At 61.8% G+C, this 19,967-nt stretch carries 21 protein-coding genes, 1 tRNA gene, 1 other RNA gene and 1 pseudogene; 10 read left to right on the top strand and 14 right to left on the bottom strand.

Annotated elements, in window-relative coordinates:
- The first annotated feature begins 3 nt into the window (after positions 1-3).
- From IEY38_RS15765 to IEY38_RS15755, 3 genes are read left to right on the top strand one after another with little or no spacing between them, the layout of a single operon-like run.
- Entirely contained in the window at positions 4-666 is a 663-nt protein-coding gene (locus IEY38_RS15765) for a 4Fe-4S dicluster domain-containing protein (RefSeq protein ID WP_188979347.1), read from the top strand.
- A complete protein-coding gene (locus tag IEY38_RS15760) occupies positions 663-1,073 on the top strand; it encodes a hypothetical protein (RefSeq protein ID WP_188979346.1) in 411 nt (136 codons plus the stop codon). Before IEY38_RS15765 ends, IEY38_RS15760 begins: the two co-directional genes overlap by 4 nt.
- Positions 1,070-2,116 carry a cytochrome b/b6 domain-containing protein gene (locus IEY38_RS15755; RefSeq protein ID WP_188979345.1) on the top strand — a complete coding sequence of 349 codons (1,047 nt, stop codon included), beginning with the start codon at positions 1,070-1,072 and terminating at the stop codon, positions 2,114-2,116. Before IEY38_RS15760 ends, IEY38_RS15755 begins: the two co-directional genes overlap by 4 nt.
- 30 nt (positions 2,117-2,146) lie before the next feature.
- Here IEY38_RS15755 and IEY38_RS15750 read toward each other — a convergent pair whose 3' ends face one another.
- Positions 2,147-2,545, bottom strand: coding sequence for a hypothetical protein (locus tag IEY38_RS15750; protein WP_188979344.1), 399 nt, complete (start codon positions 2,543-2,545; stop codon positions 2,147-2,149).
- Positions 2,546-2,633: 88 nt separating this feature from the next.
- Between IEY38_RS15750 and IEY38_RS15745 the strand changes: the two genes are divergently transcribed.
- Entirely contained in the window at positions 2,634-2,810 is a 177-nt protein-coding gene (locus tag IEY38_RS15745; RefSeq protein WP_004591860.1) for a hypothetical protein, read from the top strand.
- A gap of 670 nt (positions 2,811-3,480) precedes the next feature.
- Here the strand turns inward: IEY38_RS15745 and IEY38_RS15740 are convergent.
- The 3 genes from IEY38_RS15740 to IEY38_RS15730 form a co-directional block, all read right to left on the bottom strand.
- Positions 3,481-4,245: an IclR family transcriptional regulator gene (locus tag IEY38_RS15740; protein WP_188979343.1), complete on the bottom strand. Its 765-nt coding sequence runs from the start codon at positions 4,243-4,245 to the stop codon at positions 3,481-3,483.
- A 336-nt stretch (positions 4,246-4,581) separates the two neighbouring features.
- Positions 4,582-5,445 (bottom strand): fumarylacetoacetate hydrolase family protein, encoded by an 864-nt coding sequence (locus IEY38_RS15735; RefSeq protein ID WP_188979342.1) that lies wholly within the window; start codon positions 5,443-5,445, stop codon positions 4,582-4,584.
- Positions 5,446-6,045: 600 nt separating this feature from the next.
- Positions 6,046-6,648, bottom strand: coding sequence for a class I SAM-dependent methyltransferase (locus IEY38_RS15730; RefSeq protein ID WP_005538445.1), 603 nt, complete (start codon positions 6,646-6,648; stop codon positions 6,046-6,048).
- Positions 6,649-6,743: 95 nt separating this feature from the next.
- Here IEY38_RS15730 and IEY38_RS15725 point away from each other — a divergent pair, with 95 nt between their 5' ends.
- Entirely contained in the window at positions 6,744-8,441 is a 1,698-nt protein-coding gene (locus tag IEY38_RS15725) for an acyl-CoA synthetase (protein ID WP_188979478.1), read from the top strand.
- 373 nt (positions 8,442-8,814) lie between these two features.
- Here the strand turns inward: IEY38_RS15725 and ffs are convergent.
- Positions 8,815-9,127, bottom strand: an RNA gene (ffs, locus tag IEY38_RS15720) — signal recognition particle sRNA.
- Positions 9,128-9,206: 79 nt separating this feature from the next.
- The gene (locus tag IEY38_RS15715) at positions 9,207-9,620 is read right to left on the bottom strand and encodes a DUF7548 family protein (RefSeq protein ID WP_188979335.1); all 414 of its coding nucleotides are present in this window, start codon (positions 9,618-9,620) and stop codon (positions 9,207-9,209) included.
- A gap of 79 nt (positions 9,621-9,699) precedes the next feature.
- Between IEY38_RS15715 and IEY38_RS15710 the strand changes: the two genes are divergently transcribed.
- Together IEY38_RS15710 and IEY38_RS15705 are read left to right on the top strand one after the other, a co-directional pair.
- A complete protein-coding gene (locus IEY38_RS15710; RefSeq protein ID WP_188979333.1) occupies positions 9,700-9,975 on the top strand; it encodes a DUF5798 family protein in 276 nt (91 codons plus the stop codon).
- 74 nt (positions 9,976-10,049) lie between these two features.
- Positions 10,050-10,124: transfer RNA gene (locus tag IEY38_RS15705), tRNA-Arg, on the top strand.
- Between the two features lie 311 nt (positions 10,125-10,435).
- Here IEY38_RS15705 and IEY38_RS15700 read toward each other — a convergent pair.
- The 3 genes from IEY38_RS15700 to IEY38_RS15690 are packed head-to-tail and all read right to left on the bottom strand — an operon-like array spanning position 10,436 to position 11,902.
- Positions 10,436-11,314: a mechanosensitive ion channel family protein gene (locus tag IEY38_RS15700; RefSeq protein WP_188979331.1), complete on the bottom strand. Its 879-nt coding sequence runs from the start codon at positions 11,312-11,314 to the stop codon at positions 10,436-10,438.
- Positions 11,314-11,562: a YhbY family RNA-binding protein gene (locus tag IEY38_RS15695; RefSeq protein ID WP_004591849.1), complete on the bottom strand. Its 249-nt coding sequence runs from the start codon at positions 11,560-11,562 to the stop codon at positions 11,314-11,316. Before IEY38_RS15695 ends, IEY38_RS15700 begins: the two co-directional genes overlap by 1 nt.
- A 52-nt stretch (positions 11,563-11,614) precedes the next feature.
- The gene (locus IEY38_RS15690) at positions 11,615-11,902 is read right to left on the bottom strand and encodes a ribonuclease P protein component 4 (protein WP_005538431.1); all 288 of its coding nucleotides are present in this window, start codon (positions 11,900-11,902) and stop codon (positions 11,615-11,617) included.
- A 207-nt stretch (positions 11,903-12,109) separates the two neighbouring features.
- Here IEY38_RS15690 and IEY38_RS15685 point away from each other — a divergent pair, with 207 nt between their 5' ends.
- Positions 12,110-13,159, top strand: coding sequence for a glycosyltransferase family 4 protein (locus tag IEY38_RS15685; protein ID WP_188979329.1), 1,050 nt, complete (start codon positions 12,110-12,112; stop codon positions 13,157-13,159).
- Positions 13,160-13,181: 22 nt separating this feature from the next.
- Here IEY38_RS15685 and IEY38_RS15680 read toward each other — a convergent pair whose 3' ends face one another.
- Positions 13,182-14,639 carry an MFS transporter gene (locus IEY38_RS15680; RefSeq protein WP_229775332.1) on the bottom strand — a complete coding sequence of 486 codons (1,458 nt, stop codon included), beginning with the start codon at positions 14,637-14,639 and terminating at the stop codon, positions 13,182-13,184.
- Between IEY38_RS15680 and IEY38_RS15675 the strand changes: the two genes are divergently transcribed.
- Positions 14,625-15,728, top strand: a complete 1,104-nt coding sequence (locus IEY38_RS15675) for a glycosyltransferase (protein WP_188979325.1) — start codon at positions 14,625-14,627, stop codon at positions 15,726-15,728. The genes IEY38_RS15680 and IEY38_RS15675 overlap by 15 nt on opposite strands.
- 32 nt (positions 15,729-15,760) lie before the next feature.
- Here the strand turns inward: IEY38_RS15675 and IEY38_RS15670 are convergent, their stop codons facing one another.
- The 4 genes and pseudogenes from IEY38_RS15670 to gatC all read right to left on the bottom strand — a co-directional run bounded on the left by IEY38_RS15670 (position 15,761) and on the right by gatC (position 18,742).
- Positions 15,761-15,946 (bottom strand): hypothetical protein, encoded by a 186-nt coding sequence (locus tag IEY38_RS15670; protein ID WP_188979323.1) that lies wholly within the window; start codon positions 15,944-15,946, stop codon positions 15,761-15,763.
- A gap of 41 nt (positions 15,947-15,987) precedes the next feature.
- Positions 15,988-17,132: pseudogene (locus IEY38_RS15665) on the bottom strand (M48 family metallopeptidase).
- A 53-nt stretch (positions 17,133-17,185) separates the two neighbouring features.
- The gene (gene gatA / locus IEY38_RS15660; RefSeq protein WP_188979321.1) at positions 17,186-18,463 is read right to left on the bottom strand and encodes an Asp-tRNA(Asn)/Glu-tRNA(Gln) amidotransferase subunit GatA; all 1,278 of its coding nucleotides are present in this window, start codon (positions 18,461-18,463) and stop codon (positions 17,186-17,188) included.
- Positions 18,464-18,742: an Asp-tRNA(Asn)/Glu-tRNA(Gln) amidotransferase subunit GatC gene (gene gatC / locus IEY38_RS15655; RefSeq protein ID WP_005538420.1), complete on the bottom strand. Its 279-nt coding sequence runs from the start codon at positions 18,740-18,742 to the stop codon at positions 18,464-18,466.
- A gap of 225 nt (positions 18,743-18,967) precedes the next feature.
- On the opposite strand from gatC, the gene IEY38_RS15650 reads away from it, so the two are divergent.
- On the top strand, positions 18,968-19,942 hold the full coding sequence (locus IEY38_RS15650; RefSeq protein ID WP_188979319.1) for a transcription initiation factor IIB: 975 nt from the start codon (positions 18,968-18,970) through the stop codon (positions 19,940-19,942).
- Positions 19,943-19,967 lie beyond the last annotated feature (25 nt).

Genomic DNA, 19,967 nt, shown 5'->3' with positions numbered 1-19,967 from the left:
AGTATGTCAACAGGCAACGAAGTGATGCACGACGGCGTGATGAGTACCGGTGAGGATGCACGTATCTTCCCGGACGTCGAAGCGTGCATCGACTGTGGCGGCTGTGTCGTCTCCTGTAAGCGTACGTGGGACGTCCCACGGGACGAACAGCGAATCAGTATCGCGACGATGCTCGAAGGGCAGGAGGCCGCATCAGGGCTCAATGCCAGCAGCGGCCAGGCGATGGGCCAGGGCGAATCACCCGGCGAAACGGCGGTGCCGATGCAGTGTTATCACTGCTCGAACGCGCCGTGTGTCTCGGTGTGCCCGACCGACTCGCTCATCTCGAAGGAGAACGGCTTCGTGCGGGTTCGGGACGACCTCTGTATCGGCTGTCAGTACTGCCTCTCGGCGTGTCCGTTCGGTGCGCCGCAGTTCCCGAACGAGGACGATGGGGTCGCCAACCTGGTCGGCAGCGGTGGCAACATGGACAAGTGTACCATGTGCGAGGAACGGCAGGACGTCGGCAAGGGGCCGGCCTGCGCCGAGGAGTGTGCCACCGACGCTATTCTGGTCGGGACGCCCTCCCAGATCTCCGACGAACTGGACAACAGGGACAGCGGCACGTTCTTCAACGACGTGGCCATGGACATCATCTTTGGCGAGGACGCCAGTGAGTTCCAATGACGAACACAGAAGACCTTCCGGAGGTGAGCGGCTACAGCCGCGTCTCGGTGCTCATCAGTGCGGTCGTCGGCCTCGCTGTCGCGGCGCTGGCGCTGTTCTGGGCGCAGGGATTCAGAATCGGCTACGAGTCGCTGTATCGTGTCAACCCGAGCGTCGAGGGTGGCGGCATCGGCTCGGACTGGGTGTTCGGCAACACCATCCCCGCGCTCGATTTCCTCATCGCACTCATCCACGCGGCCGACGTCATTCTGGGTGCGTTCATCCTCGTGATGGTGTTCATCCACTGGGCGGCGTTCCAGCGGCTGGCCGACCAGATGCGCGAACCGGGCGAGGACGTCAACGAGGCCGTCGCAGCCGACGGTGGCTCGCCTGCTCGCGGCGACGAACAGGGGGGTGACAGCGCATGAGTAATCTCGACCACGGGAAGTTCACGCGCGTGACAACCCTGTTCCACTCGCTGCTGGGGCTGGACGTGTTCCTCCTGTTTTTCACCGGCTACGCCATCATGTTCAACGACGAACTGTGGTGGATGCTGACGCTGATGGGCGGGGCCTCGGGCGTCACGGCGATCCACCGAATCACCGGCATCGGGCTGGTCGCGCTCGTCATCTTCTGGATTACGCTCCAGGTTATCTCCTCGACCGGGAGGAGCAACTTCTCGAAGGTCCTCCCGGCGAAAGACGACGTCGACGCGTTCATCCAGGACATTCAGTTCGTGCTCGGCCGGGCCGACGAACGCCACCCGAGCGCGCGGCAGTTCGGCGGCTACAAGGCCGACGAGGTCCCGCTGCTGTCCTACATCGGCAAGGGCGTCGTGTTCATCTTCTCCATCGAGCTGACGCTGCTTGCGATTTCGGGGCTGCTCATCTGGAGCAAGACCGGGCTCGCCGCGATGTTCCAGACCAAGGCGGCCGCAATGGCCTTCGTCACGTTCCACGGCCTGCTGGGCGTCATCATGCTGATGGGAGTCATGTTCCACATCTTCGAGCACGGGATGCATCCCGCCTTCTACCCCGTCGAAACGAAGGCGTTCATCCCACGGAGTATGGTGCCCGAACACCACGGTGACGACGACGAGGAGCCGGACACCACGGGGATCGAACGCCTCTCGCTGTCCCCGTCCTGGCGAACTGTCTCGACGATCTTCGGCGCGATGACCGTCATCGGCATCGTCTCCGTGCTCATCGGGAGCATCTTCGACGAGGGGTACCCGGTGCCCCGCGAACTCGCAATCGGCGGCGGGCCGGCGAGCATCCTGTTGACCATCGGTATCAACCTCGGAATGGTCGTCCTCGGTGTCGGGCTCGTGCTGTCGATGTACGGAAACGTCCTGCGCATCCGCTGGGAACAGCAGCTAGAACGGGACGAGCGGCCGGCCGCGGCCGACGGTGGCGAACCCCAGACCGACGGCGGCCAACCCGAAGCAGACGACGCTGAGTCCGAGCACTAAATCGCCCGCGCGCCGTTTTTTGCTGTGTGACTACGCGATCAGTGCTTGTCCTTCAGGTGATAGCTCGACGTCGACGTCCTGCCGGGTCTGCTCTCGAATCTGGTTCAGGTTCCGAGTCAGGACCTGGAGGATGTCTTTTGGCTCTGGGTAGACGAGCATGTTACCGTCGCCGTCCTCCATGACCAGTTGCGTGTCGGAGAGAGCGACCTGATCGCCCTCGATGCTGGCGACGATGACATCCAGTGCTTCCGCACCGCCGGGGTCGCCTTCTGTCACCTTCGTAATATAGAGTGCATCGAGGCCAATGAGGTCCTTGTACTCGCGAACCTGTTCGGCACAGGCGACCATGTCCTGTGTCACAGCCGTCTTTTGCTCGTTCCCGTGTTCACCCTCAAAGCAGTGTTTACAGATTCGCAGTTCGAGACGCATGCCCCTGTCTATGTGATTGGCTCTCATTATCGTTGTGGAGGGGCGCTCAACCACTAGTGTTTACTGTGGCGCTGTGGAATAGTACCATATGGCATCAGCGCTCAACGCGGTGTATCTGGCACTGGTCGTAGTCGTCGGCGTCGTCGGAACGCTGTTTGTCGCAAGTATCAGGTCCGCCGACGTGCGGTCCCGGTGGCTTGAACTGTCATCGATCGGGGTCGTGGTACTGTTCCTGCTGGCTCTGGGCGTCCAGTTCCTCGCGTAAGCGTCCAACCCCGGTTTGCCGCGGGGCCACTGTCGAAGCGGTAGCTATCGTTGTGTTCCTGCTAAGCAAGATCTATAGACAGATAGCTCGGACTCTAGCTCAGTACCAGCCGGATATACTTCTCTCTACCCCATCCTATGAGTATATTTCCTCTTGTCTATTTGCTAAGCACTGAGTTAGTGCTATATTTCGGAGGCTTGTATAGAAATACTGTATTTAGACATACTACTTCGAAAGCCGGTGGGTTTAGCTACTACTTCGAGCGTATCCAGTGGTAGGAAACCAATAGTCGATGTACTTCGTTTAGAGTAACAGTAGTACATCCATTATCGAGATGGCGGCTGCGTCAGGACCGTGGTAGTATCTGGTATCACATGGTGTAAGAGAGCGGTGGAACGCCGTTCATCCATCATGAATGGGACGTATAGGGACATTTGTCAAACAAAACCAAGCACCGGCATCTATGAGATGAAAACAGGAACTCGTGTCTACTCGTTCGCGTCACTGGACAGAAACACTGCTCGAAACGCTTTCAACACATACCTCGAGTAACCCTCTGGCTGGTCTGTCCTGCAATCACTGCCCGAGGGCGGTGCTGTTGTCGAAATACGCTGTTTAATTATCGCTTCCGCAAGACTGCACTATCGTTCACCATTTCTGAACACTGCCGTCACGAATAGGTAACGTTCAGCTCGATAACGTTGGCGACTTCCAGTACTTTCTGCGGGAGTTCCTCGCGGAACCGGTCGCCACGGAACCGATTTGTCGGTCCCGAAACGCTGATCGCACCGATGATTTCGTCATCGTGGTTGAGCACCGGGGCAGCGACACAGCGGAGTCCTTCGAGACGTTCTTCGTCGTCAAAGGCGACGCCACGCTCCCGAACGTCCGCTAGCGCTTGCTCCAGTTCCGCTCTGTTGCTGATCGAGTTGCTGGCCTCCCCACCGAGTCCGTGGCGGTCGACGATCGCATCGACCCGTTCGGTCGACATGTGTGCGAGAATCGCTTTTCCCAGCGCTGTCGTATGAAGCGGAACGCGTGTTCCGACGTGAGCCTTGACCTGTACAGCTTTGTCTCCCCGAGCGCGGTACAGGTACGACCCGCGACCGTGTTCTTCGACGAGAATATTCGCGAGTTCGCCGGTTTCTTCCGCCAGGCGATCGACCTCCGGTTTCGCAATCTCGAATAGTTTCTCCCGGTGGCGGGCGTATGCTCCCAGTTCCAGAAACCGGAGCCCTACCTCGTACACACCGTCCCTGTTGACAACGTACTCCTCCTGTTCCAGCGTGCTCAGATAGTTGTGGACCGTACTCTTCGGGATGTCGAGATGCTGGGCCAGTTCGGTAACACCGGCTCCGTCGAGATCTTTCAGTGCGTCAAGCACCTCGAACGTCGTCTCGGCGGATTTGACTGGGTTTTGAGCGGTCTTTGCCATACCCCGTTATGATATCCCCTCGTATTAAACAGTTGTTCAAACATCTGGGACAGAGCGGTGGCATCGACGGCACACCGGGTTCTGTCACGACATGTCGGTAACACATCACCACACACTGAGGCACATACGCTCCGGCCAATTGTCGCAGGTAGAGATACCCACAGAGCTTATAGCCGAACAAAGGTCATAACTCCGTCGGCACAAATTTACTCAGCAGACCGACACATGGGCACGCAATCGGAACCAGTCGAGGGCCGAGTGGGGTATCACGCTGTGGAATCCCATGCGAAGCGGTTCCCAGAGCGACTGCGGTCACGCTCTCAGTTCACTAGCCGCTCAAACGACCGTGACAGGATTTTTCAGCGTTCCGATGGACTCGATGTCGACGGTGACTTGATCCCCTTCTTGCAGCGTAAAGTCGTCGTCGGGAACGAGCGAGGTCCCGGTGAGTAGCACCGACAGTTCGGGGACCGCGTTGTGCGCGGTGTAGTACGAGACGAGTTCCTCGCAGGTACGTTTCATCTCGCTGGTGTTGGTCTCCCCGTGGTAGACACGATCTCCGCCGCGGTGGATCGACATCGAGAGCGCCAGTGAGTGCGGGTCTTCGATGTCCGTGACGACGGCCGGGCCGACCGAACAACAGCGGTCGTACACCTTGGCTTGGGGGAGGTACAGCGGGTTCGCCCCCTCGATAGATCGACTGCTCATGTCGTTGCCGACGGTGTAGCCGACGATTTCTCCTTCGTAGAGAACGATTGCAAGTTCTGGCTCAGGCACATCCCAGTCAGAGTCGGCTCGGATGCCGACCGCTTCGCCGGGGCCGACAGTCCGATTGGGCGTCGATTTGAAGAAGATTTCCGGCCGCTCCGCGTCGTACACGTCAAGGTACATCTCCGGCGTGTCGCTTTCCTCTGTCCGTGCTTCTTCGCTGATCTGGTACGTAACGCCAGCAGCCCAGACTTCGTCGGCGGTGACGGGGTCGGTGGCGTCGGCTTCAAGGCGCTGTTCGGACACCGCTTCAGCGGCATCGAGATGGCGGGCGCTGAGTTCGTCCGGCGTGGTATCAGCAATCGAGGCCGACTTGAGGAGGTCACGGAACGTTCGGAGCTGCGGTTTGACACTGGTCAGACCGTACACACCGTCCCCTGTTTCGACCGCTAACCGCTGTGAGTTCCCGTCACGTAGCTGGTAGTACCTCATACAGAGTTGCAATCTGTAACACCACATGAATCTTGTGCCGCCAACAGTATGCTGCGTGCCTGTCGAGGGGGACATGGACACCGTTGTGGTGGGTCTCGGTTGTCCGGTAGCAGATAATTCGGCGCGCACGGCGCTTTTCATAGAGGCACACAAGCGTCACTTCCTGCCGTCGGCTGGCGACCTGTCTCCGATCAGGCGGACTGCCGTTCAGTAATACGGAACATTACGAATGGCGAACGTACATACGTTATTCTGGTATCCCAGTGGGCGTGTCGTGAAACACATAATCGCTGCTCCCAGGCCCAATTCTGCAACGGAGAGTGATGATAGTAGGACGGTTCCGTGTAAGACCGCCGTTCAGCACTTCAGTTCCCATCCGATACACAAATGCTGAATGGAGACCAATGGGGCCCGCTCTGTCATCACCCTGTTAATATGTATTTCTAACGAGCTACAAATCTCCATCTTTCACATGAGTCCTCTAATTAACACACGCGTTTTACTCCCATATTCGCGTTTTAACTCTCAATTTCGCATATTTCTTATCTTCTTACTAAATCCAACTCTCAATAGCCCACATAAAATTTCACTCACTATGCCTTACTCAGGAGCCTGAAAGATACGAACAGTATCCCGCTTTCCGTCCATCGAATCTACTTCGGTAAGACCACTGTCTGTGAACACCGCGTTCCAGTCCCGATAGTACAGCGGGACGTTGTCGTCGACGTAGTTTACTTCACCCGGATCGCCGCCTTCGTTCTCGACGGTAATCAACAGGTCATCAACGATCCGTGCCAGTTCCTCGAACGCCCAGTCGACGTCCGGGTGGAGGTGTTGCAGTGTTTCGACGGAAAAAACGACATCGTACGCGTCGTCCGCGACATCCGTGACGAACTCCTCGATAGCCATCGCGTGGAACGAGCCGGTAGCTGCGAGATCGGGATACGTCTCGGCGAGGACGTCCAACGCATCAGCGTTGATGTCGACCCCAGTCAGATCCGAGTAGCCAGCTTCAGACAATGCGGCGAGGTGCCGCCCGGAGCTGCAGCCAACCTCAAGAATAGCTGCGTCCTGCTCGACATGCTCTGCAAGTATCGACTGCACTAGCTCACTCGTCTCGTCCGCTCCATAGTAGGCATAATACGCGGGGGAGTATTCGCCGGATCGCTCGGCCCATTCCTCCCGAATGTCGGTAGAGTCCACGGTAAAGTCAGGAGGGGAAGACGGAAAGATCTGCCGGATCAGTTATGACGACCATGACCGAAAGACGCAACAGCCACCCAAGCGACCGATATGCCATGGTCTGGACAGTGATGCCGGACTTCGAGGGGTGCGACGAGGCCCACGATCAGTTCATCTGGGACCTACCGACGTCGTACAATCCGGCGGTCGATTTTCTGCAAAAACACGACGATCTCGACAGGGTGGCGCTCGAACAGGCGTACCCCGACGGACGGCGCGAGCAGTACACGTTCCGCGAACTGGACGAGCTATCGGACAGACTCGCCGCGGGGCTGGCCGGACTCGGTGTCGAGGCCGGCGACCGCGTCGGCGTTGTCGTGCCACAGAAGCCACAGAACCCGATCACGCATCTGGCGAACTGGAAGCTCGGGGCCGTCTCGGTGCCGTTGACGGTCCTGTTCGGGACGGACGCGCTCCAGTACCGGCTGGACGACGCCGGTGTGTCTGTGGCCGTTATCGACCCGGCCGTGCGCAACGATATCGACGCAGTCCGGGACGACTGCCCGGCGCTGGAACACGTCGTCGAAATCGAAACCGACGCGCCGGCGGGCGATGTCCGCGCCTTCGAGGACGTGCTCGCCGCGCCGGACAATGCCGATATCGAACCCTACGAGTCCACGCCGGACACCGATACGGCGATACTGTACACGAGCGGGTCGACGGGGCCACCGAAGGGTGTTCGTCACTCGCACGCGCTCTGGCTCGGGCGAGCGGCGGCGGCGTACAACTTCTTCGATCAAGGGCTGGGACCGGACGCGACGGTCTGGACGCCCGCGGACTGGGCCTGGGGCGCGGCGCTCGGCGGGACCCTCTTCGCGACGTGGCACCACGGCGGGACTATCGTCGGCTACCCCGCATCGGGGTTCGAGGCCGACGACGCGTTCGGCCTTCTCTCGGAGTTCGATGTCACTCAGTCGTTCATGCCGGCCACCGCCCTCCGAATGCTCATGGACGTCGAGGATCCGACGGCGACGTACGACCTCGCCATCGAGACGTTTGCCGTCGGCGGCGAATCGCTGACGCCCGAAATCGTCGACTGGGTTGCGGAGACGTTCGATTCAGTCACTATCAACGAGTTCTACGGCCAGACGGAACTGAACCTCGTCGTCGCCAACAACTCGAACTGGTTCGACACCCAGCCCGGCAGCATGGGCAAGCCGTTACCGGGGTACGATTTGACGATACTAGACCCCGACGCCGCTGACAGCGGCGTTGCTGAGCCGCTCTCGGCCGGCGAACTCGGTGAGATAGCGCTACGACCCCACGACCGTTCGGTGTTCTTCGACGAGTACTGGAATCTGCCAGAGAAAACCGCAGCCAAGGAGGTCGAGGGCTGGTTCGTCACCGGCGACTTGGCCCGACAGGACGACGACGGCTACGTCTGGTTCAAATCGCGCAAGGACGACGTCATCATCACCAGTGGCTACCGGGTCGGGCCGATGGAGGTCGAAAGCGCGATTCTCGAACACCCCGACGTGGTCCAAGCCGGTGTGATCGGTGTGCCCGATGACACGCGCGGCGAGATCATCAAGGCATACGTCGAAGCCGCTGAAGACGCTCCGGCCCACGAGACGCTCCGTTCGGAGATCCAGTCCGTCGTCAGAGAGGACCTCGCCGAGTACGAGTATCCCCGCGAGATCGAGTTCGCCGATGCGTTGCCACAGACGACCAGCCGAAAGATCCGGCGGAAGGAACTGCAGGAGTGGGATGCCGACAGTGCCGGCGAGTCGCAGCCTCGGTGTCGCCATCGGTAGCTGTATACTGGTCGAAATCAGTGAGCTATTCTAGTCTTCACTCATTCCAATAGAAAACTGACTTTAATATTCGAAACTGTGGATAGATTAGGCCGCTCCCGTATTTTAAGGCCCTTCTAAATTATTTGTGGGGATTTATAGACATGAATACCGAGAAAATAGAAGCAAATGAAGAAAAGTAGTTAGAAAATCTCTTTTCGGCTTGCTTCTTGGCTCCATCTCATCTCAACGATCTCTACTACCGTAGTACCTCAACAGGCGACGGGAACGTCATATTCCACCAGCGATCGAGCTTGCACAGATGGAGGCGATCGCTTTCGGCGAAAACACGTGCCGTACGACTGTTCGCGGGTAGTAAATGTAGGTATGAATGGAACGGACAGCCAGGATGGCCCGGCGTTCGGACGCGGGTAATCCCGTTTGCCTCCTCCACCCCGCGACCCCACGAGCGACGGGTGTTCGATGGTCCGCTGCTCACTTCCGTGCCTGGCGGAGTGCCATCGTTTAACCACGTGGGCACACCCCTGCAGGTGCGACCACGCGGACCGCCGTCCCCGTGGGACGAGGCTTCCACGTTAGCTTACGGGGTCCACGTCCGTCAGACCGGACGCCCCCGGTGTTCGGTCCCCGCTCAAGACCACAGTGCGGGCGAGGAGGGGGGCCTAGCCCCCCGACCTAGTCCATCTAAAAGTCCACCGCCGCCCCATAAGGGCCTTTCGGATGCGCCCACAGATCGCTGGACGACGCGCCGGTAGACAGACCGGCCTACAGCAGGTCCAGTGCCCGTGCGAACCACGTCCCGCCAACCGGAATGAGTATGCCCGCGAGGACGACACCCCAGCGGTGGTACTCCATCAGCGTCGACTCAGTCAGCCCCAGCACGAGGCTCTCAGGAACGGTGACTGCCCAGAGGAGGCTCAGGGCAACGATGAACACGCCCATGCCGATACTCGCGCCCGCCGCGATACTTGGGTCCGACCGCCCTTCGCGGCCAGCCGCCAACACGATGATGCAGACCAGCGCGAATACCCCGGGCAGTAGCGGGGATAGCGCCCCCGAACTGTAGTACGCCCCAACGGCACTCGCTGTTTCGACGAGCCCGTACGGGACCACGAGTGCAAGGAGATACAGAACGCAGCCGACGATGCCAACAGCCGGAGCGAGCCGCAAATCGTCCATATCGCCGCTCGGTCCGGCGTCGTCTTAACAGCGACGTTCGAGCGAAACGAGGAAATGTCGGCTCGCCGTAGCCGTGGCCATGGGACTGGGTTCCACCGCGAAAAAGATACAGAAGGTTGCCGACATCGCCGAGGACCTCTACAAGAAGGTCAACGAGCTGAAGACGCAGCTTGAGGACTTGCGAAGCACTGTCGACGAGACAAACACTCGCGTCGACGGGATGGAGCAGGAACTGGCCGAACAGCGCGCGCTCATCGAGGCACTCGCCGAAGAACGAGGCGTCGACACAGAGTCGGTTGTGGCCGAGGTCGCCGCTGACACTGATTCTGACACGGCTGAAGCGGTCTCGGAGTAATCACGTGACTGCGGTCCCATGGCGCGGCGGAACCGGTTGGTTTAAACCATAACGTCATCATACCATTGTACGTAGGGCGCTTAGCTCAGCTTGGACAGAGTGCTTGGCTTCGGACCAAACCGTCGGGGGTTCAAATCCCTCAGCGCCCGTGACTTTTGTGCGAACGACAGTGAAAACCGAGAAGCGTCGGCTGAGGGATTTGTATCAGGGAGGGGTTTGCTCCGACTGTGGTTCAAATCTCTCAGCTACCGTAGCATCTTGCTGCGAGCGGTTCGTCAGCAGCAAAGGGCCATCTGAGGGAGTCAGCTCTACGCGAATGACTGTGAGATGTCCGTCCTACTTTTCGGGAAGCGAATACGGAAAGAACCAGCACGGAGATTCAAACCACACGTAGCGTCACACCGCTCGTAAAACGTCGGTGTGTCGTGGTCTCCCGTGACGAGATTGCGTCAGCGGTGGCTCAGTCGTCAGCCGGTTCCACAACGCTTTCGAGCCCGGTCATCTCCAGCCCGCCGCCGATGGTCCGGTTCGGGTACGGCATATTGATGTCCTCGGCATCGAAGCGCTGTTTGACTGCTTTGACGTATTCGGCGCGGGTCTTGACGAAGTCGGACCGACTCGGGTCCTTGATCCAGATACGGGACTGCAGTCCGACAGAGGAGTCACCGAGTTCAACGAGGCGAACAGATGGCTCGGGGTCGTCCATTATCTCTGGGTGTGCCCTAGCCTCGTCGAGAATGATTTCAGTCGATTCGTCGATGTCGTCATCGTAGTCGATGCCAAACACGAACTTCAGGCGGAGTTGCTCCTTGGCGACAGGGTTCTTGATGACGCCATCGGTTAGATTCGAGTTCGGCACGGTCAGCAGTTCGTTGTCGAAGGTCCGGACGCGGGTAACACGGAGGCTAATGTCTTCGACAACGCCGGAGTTGCCGTCCCACTCGATCCAGTCGCCGATCCGGAACGGCTTGTCGGTGTAGATGAACACGCCGGCGACAAAGTTCGAGATGACGTCCTGCATCGCGAAGCCGATGGCCAGCGTCGCCGCCGCGGCGATGGTCGCCAGCGACTGCAGGAAGTTCCCGTACTCGGCCATCCCGAAGGCGACGGAGATGGCGACGAACACGATACCGATGCTGACGACCTTCTTCAGCGGTCGCCGAGCGTGGGTATCGAGGTCGCGCGACTTGAGCGAGCGGTCGACGATGGGCAGGACAATCGCCTTCCCCAGGATGTAGACGAGGACGAAGACGACGACGAAAACCACCGCTGAGGCGATGGAGCCGGCGGCTGGGACGCCGAGCCCGGTGAGCAGGTCCGCGAGGGGCTGGACCTGCATCATTTCTCGAACACCGCGGTGTGGCCCCGGACCTGAATCACGTCAGCATTGACCATCTCAGCCAGGTCGTCGGCGAGTTCCTCGGCCGTCGTGCCGCCCCGTGACGACCGGAGGAACTTCACCTTCACGAGGTCCGTGTTCTCCAGCTGGTCGTCGAGTTCGTCTGCGACGGATTCGATACCGTGTTTGCCGACGCGAAGCGTCGCGTCGAGGTCGTGTATCCGCGACTGTCGAGAAGAATCACTCATGTACACCGTTTAGCGAGGACAGCCCCTTAAAACCAGTAGTCGTAAAGAATCCTCAGTCGTACGGGTAGCGGGACTGTGACCCACAGTCGCACGTGATGACGACGTGGCCGGACTGCGTTCGGGACCGGGCATTGTGGCCGTGCAGGAGGTACGTGTCGCAGGCGTCACACGTCGACCGCTCGAACGACCGTGGCAACCGCAGGCGGTGGCGTTCAGCGACGCGCCGAGCGCGACGGACGTACGACCGAGCGCGTTCCTCGTTGCCGGCCTGAACGGCCTCGCGAGCGAGCGACTGGAGGCGCTCGATCCGCTCACGGGCGATGGTCGCCTCGTCCGTCATTGGCGGTACTGTGTCGGCGTCGGGAAAATGCCTTCCGAACGAGCTAGCAGATGTGAGGTCATAGTTTGGAAACTTTGTGAACAGCCAGAAAGTCCCACCCTGTAGTTGTTTGACCAGCGGAAAAGGGTCGTGGACCACTCTGCGTATCAGGTCCGTTTTTTGGGTGAAGTCGATAGGATTTTCGTCCCCGCCGGAGTTGCCCGGGACGTGCGCGTCCTGAATTATCTCGAACTAGCCGACCGCCTCGATCGGTCGGGCATCGGCACCGCCGTGGACCACCAGCGGGCGGCACTGTCCGAGACCGACATCGAGGTGGAGACGACGCCCTGGCAGGAGGGCCATCCGGCGTGGGCGCTGGGTGGCAATATCGCGTTCAACGATCCGATGTTCCGAGAGTTCGACATCGCTCACTGCAACATGATTGGACCCGGGTCCGTCGCCGTGGCCCGGTACGCGGCGCAGGCAGACATCCCGCTCGTTCTCCACGCCCACGTCACCCGCGAGGACTTCCGGGACAGTTTCCGCGGATCGAACCTGGTCGCACCGGCGCTGGGGCGCTACCTCCGGTGGTTCTACTCACAGGCCGACCTCGTGCTCTGTCCCTCCGAGTACACGAAGGATATCCTCGAATCGTACCCGGTCGATGCGCCGATACGGCCGATGACAAACGGCGTCGACATCGACGCGCTGGCGGGCCATGAGGACCTGCGCGAGGACTACCGGCGGCGCTACGATCTGGACGGGATGGTCGTCTTCGCCGTCGGCAACGTCTTCGAGCGCAAGGGGCTGACGACGTTCTGTGAACTCGCACAGGAGACGGAACACGACTTCGCGTGGTTCGGCCCCTACGACGCCGGGCCGCAGGCCTCCAAGACTGTCTCCCGGTGGGTGAACGACCCGCCCGAGAACGTGACCTTTACTGGGTGGATCGAGGACATCCGCGGTGCGTTCGGGGCCGGCGACGTGTACCTGTTCCCGACGAAGGCCGAGAATCAGGGCATCGCCGTACTGGAGGCGATGGCCTGTGGGAAGGCGGTCGTCCTCTCGGACATCCCAGTGTTCCGGGAGTACTACGAGGACGGTCACGACTGCCTCATTTGCGCGGACGAGGCGGAGTTCCGCGAGGCGCTGGAGCGACTCGCCGAAAACCCCGACCTTCGTGATCGGCTGGGCGAGAACGCCAAGGAGACGGCCAGAGAACACAGCCTGGACCGGGTCGGCCGGCGGCTCGTCGAGACGTACGAAGAACTGGCCTGAGCGGCGTTTGAAGCGACAGTTGTTACGCCGAGACCGGGTCCGTTTCGACAGACGCTGACGGCGAGCGACGCCAGACGACCGCGACCAGTGCCGCGCCGACCAGCACCAGCGCACCGGCCACGGCGAACGCGAGCAGGAAGTCGTAGCCCCCGAGACAGCCGCCGAGTATCGACCCGACGCCGCTCGCCAGCCCGGAGATAGCGGTGTACAACCCGAGCGCCTCGCCGCGAATCGCTGACGGCGCGAGCTGGGTGACGACGCTGGCCGCGGTGACGGCGATGACGGCCCAGGCGACGCCGATGAGAACGAACACGACGCCGTTGACGGCTGTGCCGACGAGGGTGGCTGGTAGGAGCAGTCCCACAGCAGCAACAGCTGGATGGAGCGCTGCGCGGGCCAGCAGGCTCCCGACCTGAAGCCCGCTCGGGCTGTAGCGTTCGGCAAGTTCACCAGCGCGGCCGTACCACAGCGCCGAGCCGACGCTGGAGACGAGATACAGCGCGAAGACGATCCCCGACTCGTAGCCAAGCGTCCGCGAGAGATACAGCGGCAACGGCCCCCAGAACACGCCGAAGCCGACGAAGAAAGCGATGACAGCGCCGAAGTAGATCGTCAGCGACGGGGAGAACCGGGCCGCGACTTCTCGGGGATGTATCGACCGCGTGAGCCAGTACAGCCGGCCCGGACCGCCCGGGAACGTCGCGCTCCGGACCGGCAGCCGACGCGACCGGGCGATAGCCCGCGCCATCCGACTGCCCCGCGGACGGTCAAGTTCTTCGGGATCGGACGGCAGCCACTTCGCCGCGAGAAACGCCGACAGGCCGACGGCGGCCGAACATACCCACAGTAGCGACTGTTGGGCGGCAATCTCTCCAAGTGGTCTAGAGAGCAATGCCGTCCACACGAGGCCAAGGACTAACCCACCAGCCCAGCCCCAGCCCTGGTAGCGGTTCAGGATGGCGAACCGCGCCGGCCAGTCCCGCTCGACGGTTCCGGCGGTGACAAGCAGCGTCAGCACTGGTGCGGCAGCGCCCGCCGCGAACCACAGGAGGCCGTTGCCGACGATGACAAGCCACGGTTCCTCCGTGAGCGAGACCACCACCAGCGCGAGAGTCGCCAATCCCAGTGCGAGCAGGACGAGCGACCGACGCTTCCCTCGTTTGTCGGCGACGCGGCCGAAAACCAGTGCCCCCGGCGCACCCGCGGCGGCGGCCACACCGGCGAGAACGCCCAGCATGAACGTCTCACCACCGATTGCGACGAAATACAGTGGAACGAGCAACGACCCTGCGCCCAGCGCGACCGATGCGAGTGCCCAAGCGTACAGCCAGCCGTCCCGATCCATTGTCCACAATCCACAACGGTCCCTGAAAAGAACTCTGGCACCTGTTAGGGTGTGACAACTTTCTGATTGATGGCTTGCCAATGGCAACGGTTTAACCCCTGGTCCTGCTACGCCGCGGCGATGACACTGCCGCACGTCGCGACGTTCACCGACACGTACTTGCCGACCGTCAATGGGGTGACCTATACGGTCCAGACGTGGCGGGACCGCTGGCGCGACCGCGGCGGTCGCATGGGTGTGGTCTATCCGAACAGCGACCACGCCCCGTCCGAGAACGAGTATCCGGTCCGAAGCCTTCCGTTCCCGTTCTACGAGGGGTTTCGACTCGGGATGCCACAGATACCGAAGGGCGTCCGCGATGCCGAACTGGTCCACGCCCACACGCCGTTTAGCCTCGGGATGGCGGGCCAGCGACTCGCAGGAAAGCTCGATATCCCGTTCGTTGCGTCGTATCACACGCCCACGAGCGAGTACGCCGAGTACGTCTCCTTCAACGGCGCTGTCGAGTCAGCGGTCCGCTCCAGCGCCGAGAGCTACGAACGCTGGTTCCTAGGCCGTGCCGACACCGTTATCGCGCCAAGCGAGCGCGCAGCGACCCATCTCCGGGAGTCTATCGGCCTCGATACACCAGTGACAGTCGTCCCGAACGGCGTCGATACGACCGTGTTCGAGCCGGTCGACACGACCGACTTCCGGGACCGCCACGACCTCCCTGACGGCCCTATCGTCGGCTACACCGGCCGCCATGGCTACGAGAAGTGCCTCGAAGACATCATCACCGCCTGCGAGGGGCTGGACGTGACTGTCGTGTTCGCCGGTGACGGTCCGGCCCGTGAATCGCTCGAAGCGACAGCCGAACACAGCGACGCCGACGTGCGCTTTCTCGGCTTTTTAGACCGGGGGGAACTCCCCGAACTGTACTCGACGCTTGACGTGTTTGCGTTCCCCAGCCCCGTCGAAACGCAGGGCTTAGTCGCGCTGGAGGCCAACTGCTGTGGAACGCCCGTCGCCGGTGTCGACGCCGGCGCACTCAGCGACACCATCGAGGACGGCGAAACCGGCTACTCCTACGACGAAGGCGACATCGACGGCTTCCGCCGGGCTATCGAGCGTGTCCTCGACGAACGGGAGCATCTTCGAGAGCGCTGTCTTGCCCGGCGGGAGGCTATCAGCGTCGACCACGCCATCGACAAGCTGGCCGACGTGTACGACAACGTGCTGTAGCCGTCATCCGCGCGGCCTCTGATTCGCACGACTCAGGCCCGCGAGTGCGACCAGCCGATACCGAACGCGAGCCCGTTAAGTGTTCCAAGCAGCATCCCGAGATAGAAATCCTCCAGTGACACGGCCAGTATCAGGCCGGCCCCGATTCCCAGCGCCAGCCCCTTTAGCACCGTCGGCCAGTGGAGCCAGCTGAGTCGTCCCTCGGCATCGTCGCTCATACGCTCTCTCGGGCCGCGGGCGAGTAAACTGTACCCATTCGTCACGGCTGCTCGTACTGGTCGAGGGCAGACTGTCGCTCCGCCAGCGCAGCGATGCGGTCGTCGACATCTGGATGGGACCCGGGCAGCAGCCGTTCGGTGACGCTCTGCCAGCGGCGAGCGAGCCGTTCGGCCCGCCCTTCCGGCGGGGTTTGCTCGTCGGGCGCAATGGCGTGGGGAACCACACAGAGTTCTCGGACGCCAGTCTCGGCGGTTCGGATGTCCCTGTCCGGGCGCTGGTCGTCTGTCAGCGTCTCCAGTGCGCTGGCGAGTGCTGCCGGGGAACCACAGATGGCGACGCCGCCGGCGTCGGCGGCGTACTCCCGGATTCTGGACAGCAGCCGGTAGCAGGCCGTGCTGGCGAGGTACAGCGCGGCCGTGACCGGCATCGCAATGACAGCAAAGAGCAGCATCACCATTTGAATGTTCCCGCCAGCGAACCACGTCCCGTCCCGGTCGTCACCGCCGAGGAACCAGTGACAAAGCCCCGAATACTGCACTGTCTTCCCGAGCGTGCGAGTAAACAGCGCGCTGACGGTCGGAAGAAACGCGGCCGCAGTCATGACGAACGCGTCGCCGTTCTTGAGATGGGCCAGTTCGTGGGCGATGACAGAGTCGAGTTCCGCGTCGTCAAGCTGGTCGACGAGCGCCGTGGTCACGAACAGCGTCTGCTCGCCGGGCCGACTGGCGACATAGCTGTTGGGCGTCTCCGAGCCGATAATGTCACGTCCGGTGTCGCCATGTTCGCCGTCTGTGCCAGCCGAGCCACTCGCTCTCGGAGGCGGTCGGCGGTTTCGCTGCGCCGTATCTCCGCCCGCATCTCATCGACGGACTCGGGGTCGGACACCGGGGATTCGGTTGCGCTCGTCCCAGCATCTCGGAGCGTCATCCGGTAGCCGTAGATGGACTGGACGGCGAGGACGAGTGGTGTCCCGACGAGAAGGACCGGCCACAGTGGGACGATATCGAATCCCATCGTCCAGAACAGCGTCCCGGTGTCGTACCCGACAAGCGGCAGGAGGCCGAACGCGACGTGGCTGAGCACGTACGCGACTGCGACAGCGACGGCGTCGAAGGCAACGAGCACCACTACGAGCGCGACGAGACGCGCGCGGAGGGGCCACGTCGTGGATTGGAGGGCTGCCATAACCGATTATTCGGTGGAACGAACAAAAAGCGTACGGGGGCTCCGGCCCGACCTCAGGCCAGCGCGCTGCCGGCTCGGATAATTTCCCGCTCGCCGAACGCCGGTCCGACCAACTGGAGCCCAACGGGCAGGCCGTCGTTGGTTTCGCCGGCCGGGACGGAGATCGCTGGGAGGTTCGCGAGGTTCACCGGGGTCGTGTTGGCGTCGGCCAGATACATCGTGAGCGGGTCGTCGAGGCTCTCACCACGTTTCATCGGCGGCACTGGCATCGTCGGGGAGGCGAGTACGTCGGCGTCGTCAAGTGCCTCGTCGAAGTCCTGCTTGACCCAGGCGCGGGCGTCCTGTGCCTTCTTGTAGTACTTGTCGTGGTAGCCCGCCGAGAGGGCGTACGTTCCGAGGAGCACTCGGCGCTTGACCTCCTCGCCGAAGCCCTCCTCGCGGGCGTTCGCGAAGGACTCGTTCCAGTTGCCGTCGTAGCCGCCCGATTGCCCGTAACGGACGCCGTCGAACCGCGCGAGGTTCGAGGACGCCTCGGACATGGCGATGACGTAGTACGCCTCGACGGCGTGTTCGACAGAGGGGAGGTCGACCTCGTGGTAGCTCGCTCCCTGGGCTTCGAGGTCGTCCATGGCATCCCAGAACGTCTCGACGACCGCCTCGTCAGCCCCGTCGAGCAGTTCCGTCGGAACGCCGATAGAGAGTCCGTCGACGTCACCGTCGGCGGCCGCTGCGTAGGAGCCGTCGGCCTCGGGCGCTTCCTGCGTCGTCGCGTCGTGTTCGTCCGGCCCGGCGATGACATCTAGCAGTTCCGCAGCGCCTTCGACGGATGGCGCAATTGGACCGACCTGTTCGAGGCTGTTGGCGTAGGCGACGAGGCCGTACCGGGAGACCAGCCCGTAGGTCGGTTTGATGCCGACGACGCCACAGAAAGCGGCCGGACAGCGGATAGAGCCGCCAGTGTCGCTTCCGAGTGCGAGGTCAGCGTCGCCAGCAGCGACGACAGCAGCCGACCCGCCGGAGGAGCCGCCCGGCACGCGGCCCTCAGCGGCGGGGTTCTCGACGGCCCCGAACGCCGACGTTTCGGTGGTCGTCCCCATCCCGAACTCGTCCATGTTCGTCTTGCCGGGGATGGTCGCGCCAGCGTCTTTCAGCCGTTCGACGACCGTCGCGTCGTACGGCGGCACGTAGTCTTCAAGCATCGCCGAGCCACAGGTCGTCCGGACGCCTTCGGTGGAGATGTTGTCCTTGACCGCGACAGTCTTGTCCGCCAGCGGGCCGTCGTCCGCCCCCTCGATGGTCTCGTCGGTGACGTAGCCGTTGTACTCCGTCATCTACGACACCTTCGGCCCTTTGAACTGCCCTTCTTCGGTGTCGCTGGCGTTCTGGAGTGCCTCCTCTTGCGAGAGGCTTTCACGTGTCTCGTCGGGGCGCATCACGTTCGAGAGATCGGCCTCCCGTTCTGTCTCTGGGACGTCGTCGAGCGCTTCGAACGCATCGAGGATGTCGACAAATTGCTCAGTGAACCGCTCGATCTCGTCGTCTGCGAGGTCGACACGGGCGAGGTCGGCGACATGCCGGACCTCCTCGGGATCGACGGCGGGGTCGCTCATGTCGGGCCGGAGTGCTGGATGCGCGGTAAGCGTTTCGAAACACCGGGCATACTTGTAGACCCATTAACAATTAGTGAAGGGAATACACAAGATTTGCCAACTCTTGTTTTCCGTTTCGAAAATTGGACTTCTGAAACAGACAAAAGTTTTAAGTCGCCGTGGATACAACAATTGGTTACAACACGTTTTTCGGGTACGATACCCGGTTGTCCCACCCCCCAACAAATGACCGATACCAGCATCCGCCGATACTCGAACGAGCGCGAAACGGAGACAGAGCAGACGGACGAAGAGGAGTCGGAGACGCTCGTCTGTCCGGAGTGCAGCGGGGCGTTACTCTCCGACAGCGAGCGCGGTGAAACGGTGTGTGAAGACTGTGGGCTGGTGGTCGAGGAGGACGAGATCGACCCCGGTCCCGAGTGGCGCGCGTTCGATTCGAAGGAGAAAGACGAGAAATCACGCGTCGGAGCGCCGACGACGAACATGATGCACGACAAGGGCCTCTCGACCAACATCGGCTGGCAGGACAAGGACGCCTACGGCAACTCCCTGTCCTCGCGCCAGCGAGAGAAGATGCAGCGCCTGCGTACCTGGAACGAGCGGTTCCGGACTCGTGACTCCAAGGAGCGCAACCTCAAGCAGGCCCTCGGTGAGATCGACCGGATGGCCTCCGCGCTCGGACTGCCAGAGAACGTTCGCGAGACGGCTAGCGTCATTTATCGTCGCGCACTTGACGAGGACCTCCTGCCCGGCCGTTCCATCGAGGGTGTCTCGACGGCGTCGCTGTACGCCGCCGCACGGCAGGCCGGCACACCGCGCTCGCTCGACGAGATCGCGGGCGTCTCCCGCGTCGAGAAAGACGAGATAGCCCGCACCTATCGCTACGTCGTCCGCGAACTCAGTCTGGAAATCCAGCCGGCCGACCCCGAGAGCTACGTCCCGCGGTTCGCGTCGGACCTCGACCTCTCCGAGGAGGTCGAACGGCGCGCCCGCCAGCTCCTCCAGAACGCGAAGGAAGAAGGCGTTCACTCCGGAAAGTCGCCGGTCGGCCTCGCTGCGGCTGCGGTGTACGCCGCCTCGCTGCTCACCAACGAGAAGGTGACCCAGAGCGAGGTCAGCGAGGTCGCCAACATCTCCGAGGTCACCATCCGTAACCGCTACCACGAACTGCTGGAAGCCGAAGACAACATCCACCCGTAACTGGTATCGTAACCTAAACGGCCGG

The sequence above is a fragment of the Haloarcula sebkhae genome (assembly GCF_014647415.1).
Lineage (GTDB): Archaea > Halobacteriota > Halobacteria > Halobacteriales > Haloarculaceae > Haloarcula > Haloarcula sebkhae.
The sequence above is the reverse complement of the archived record's forward strand: the minus strand, read 5'-3'. Positions and strand labels throughout refer to the sequence as shown.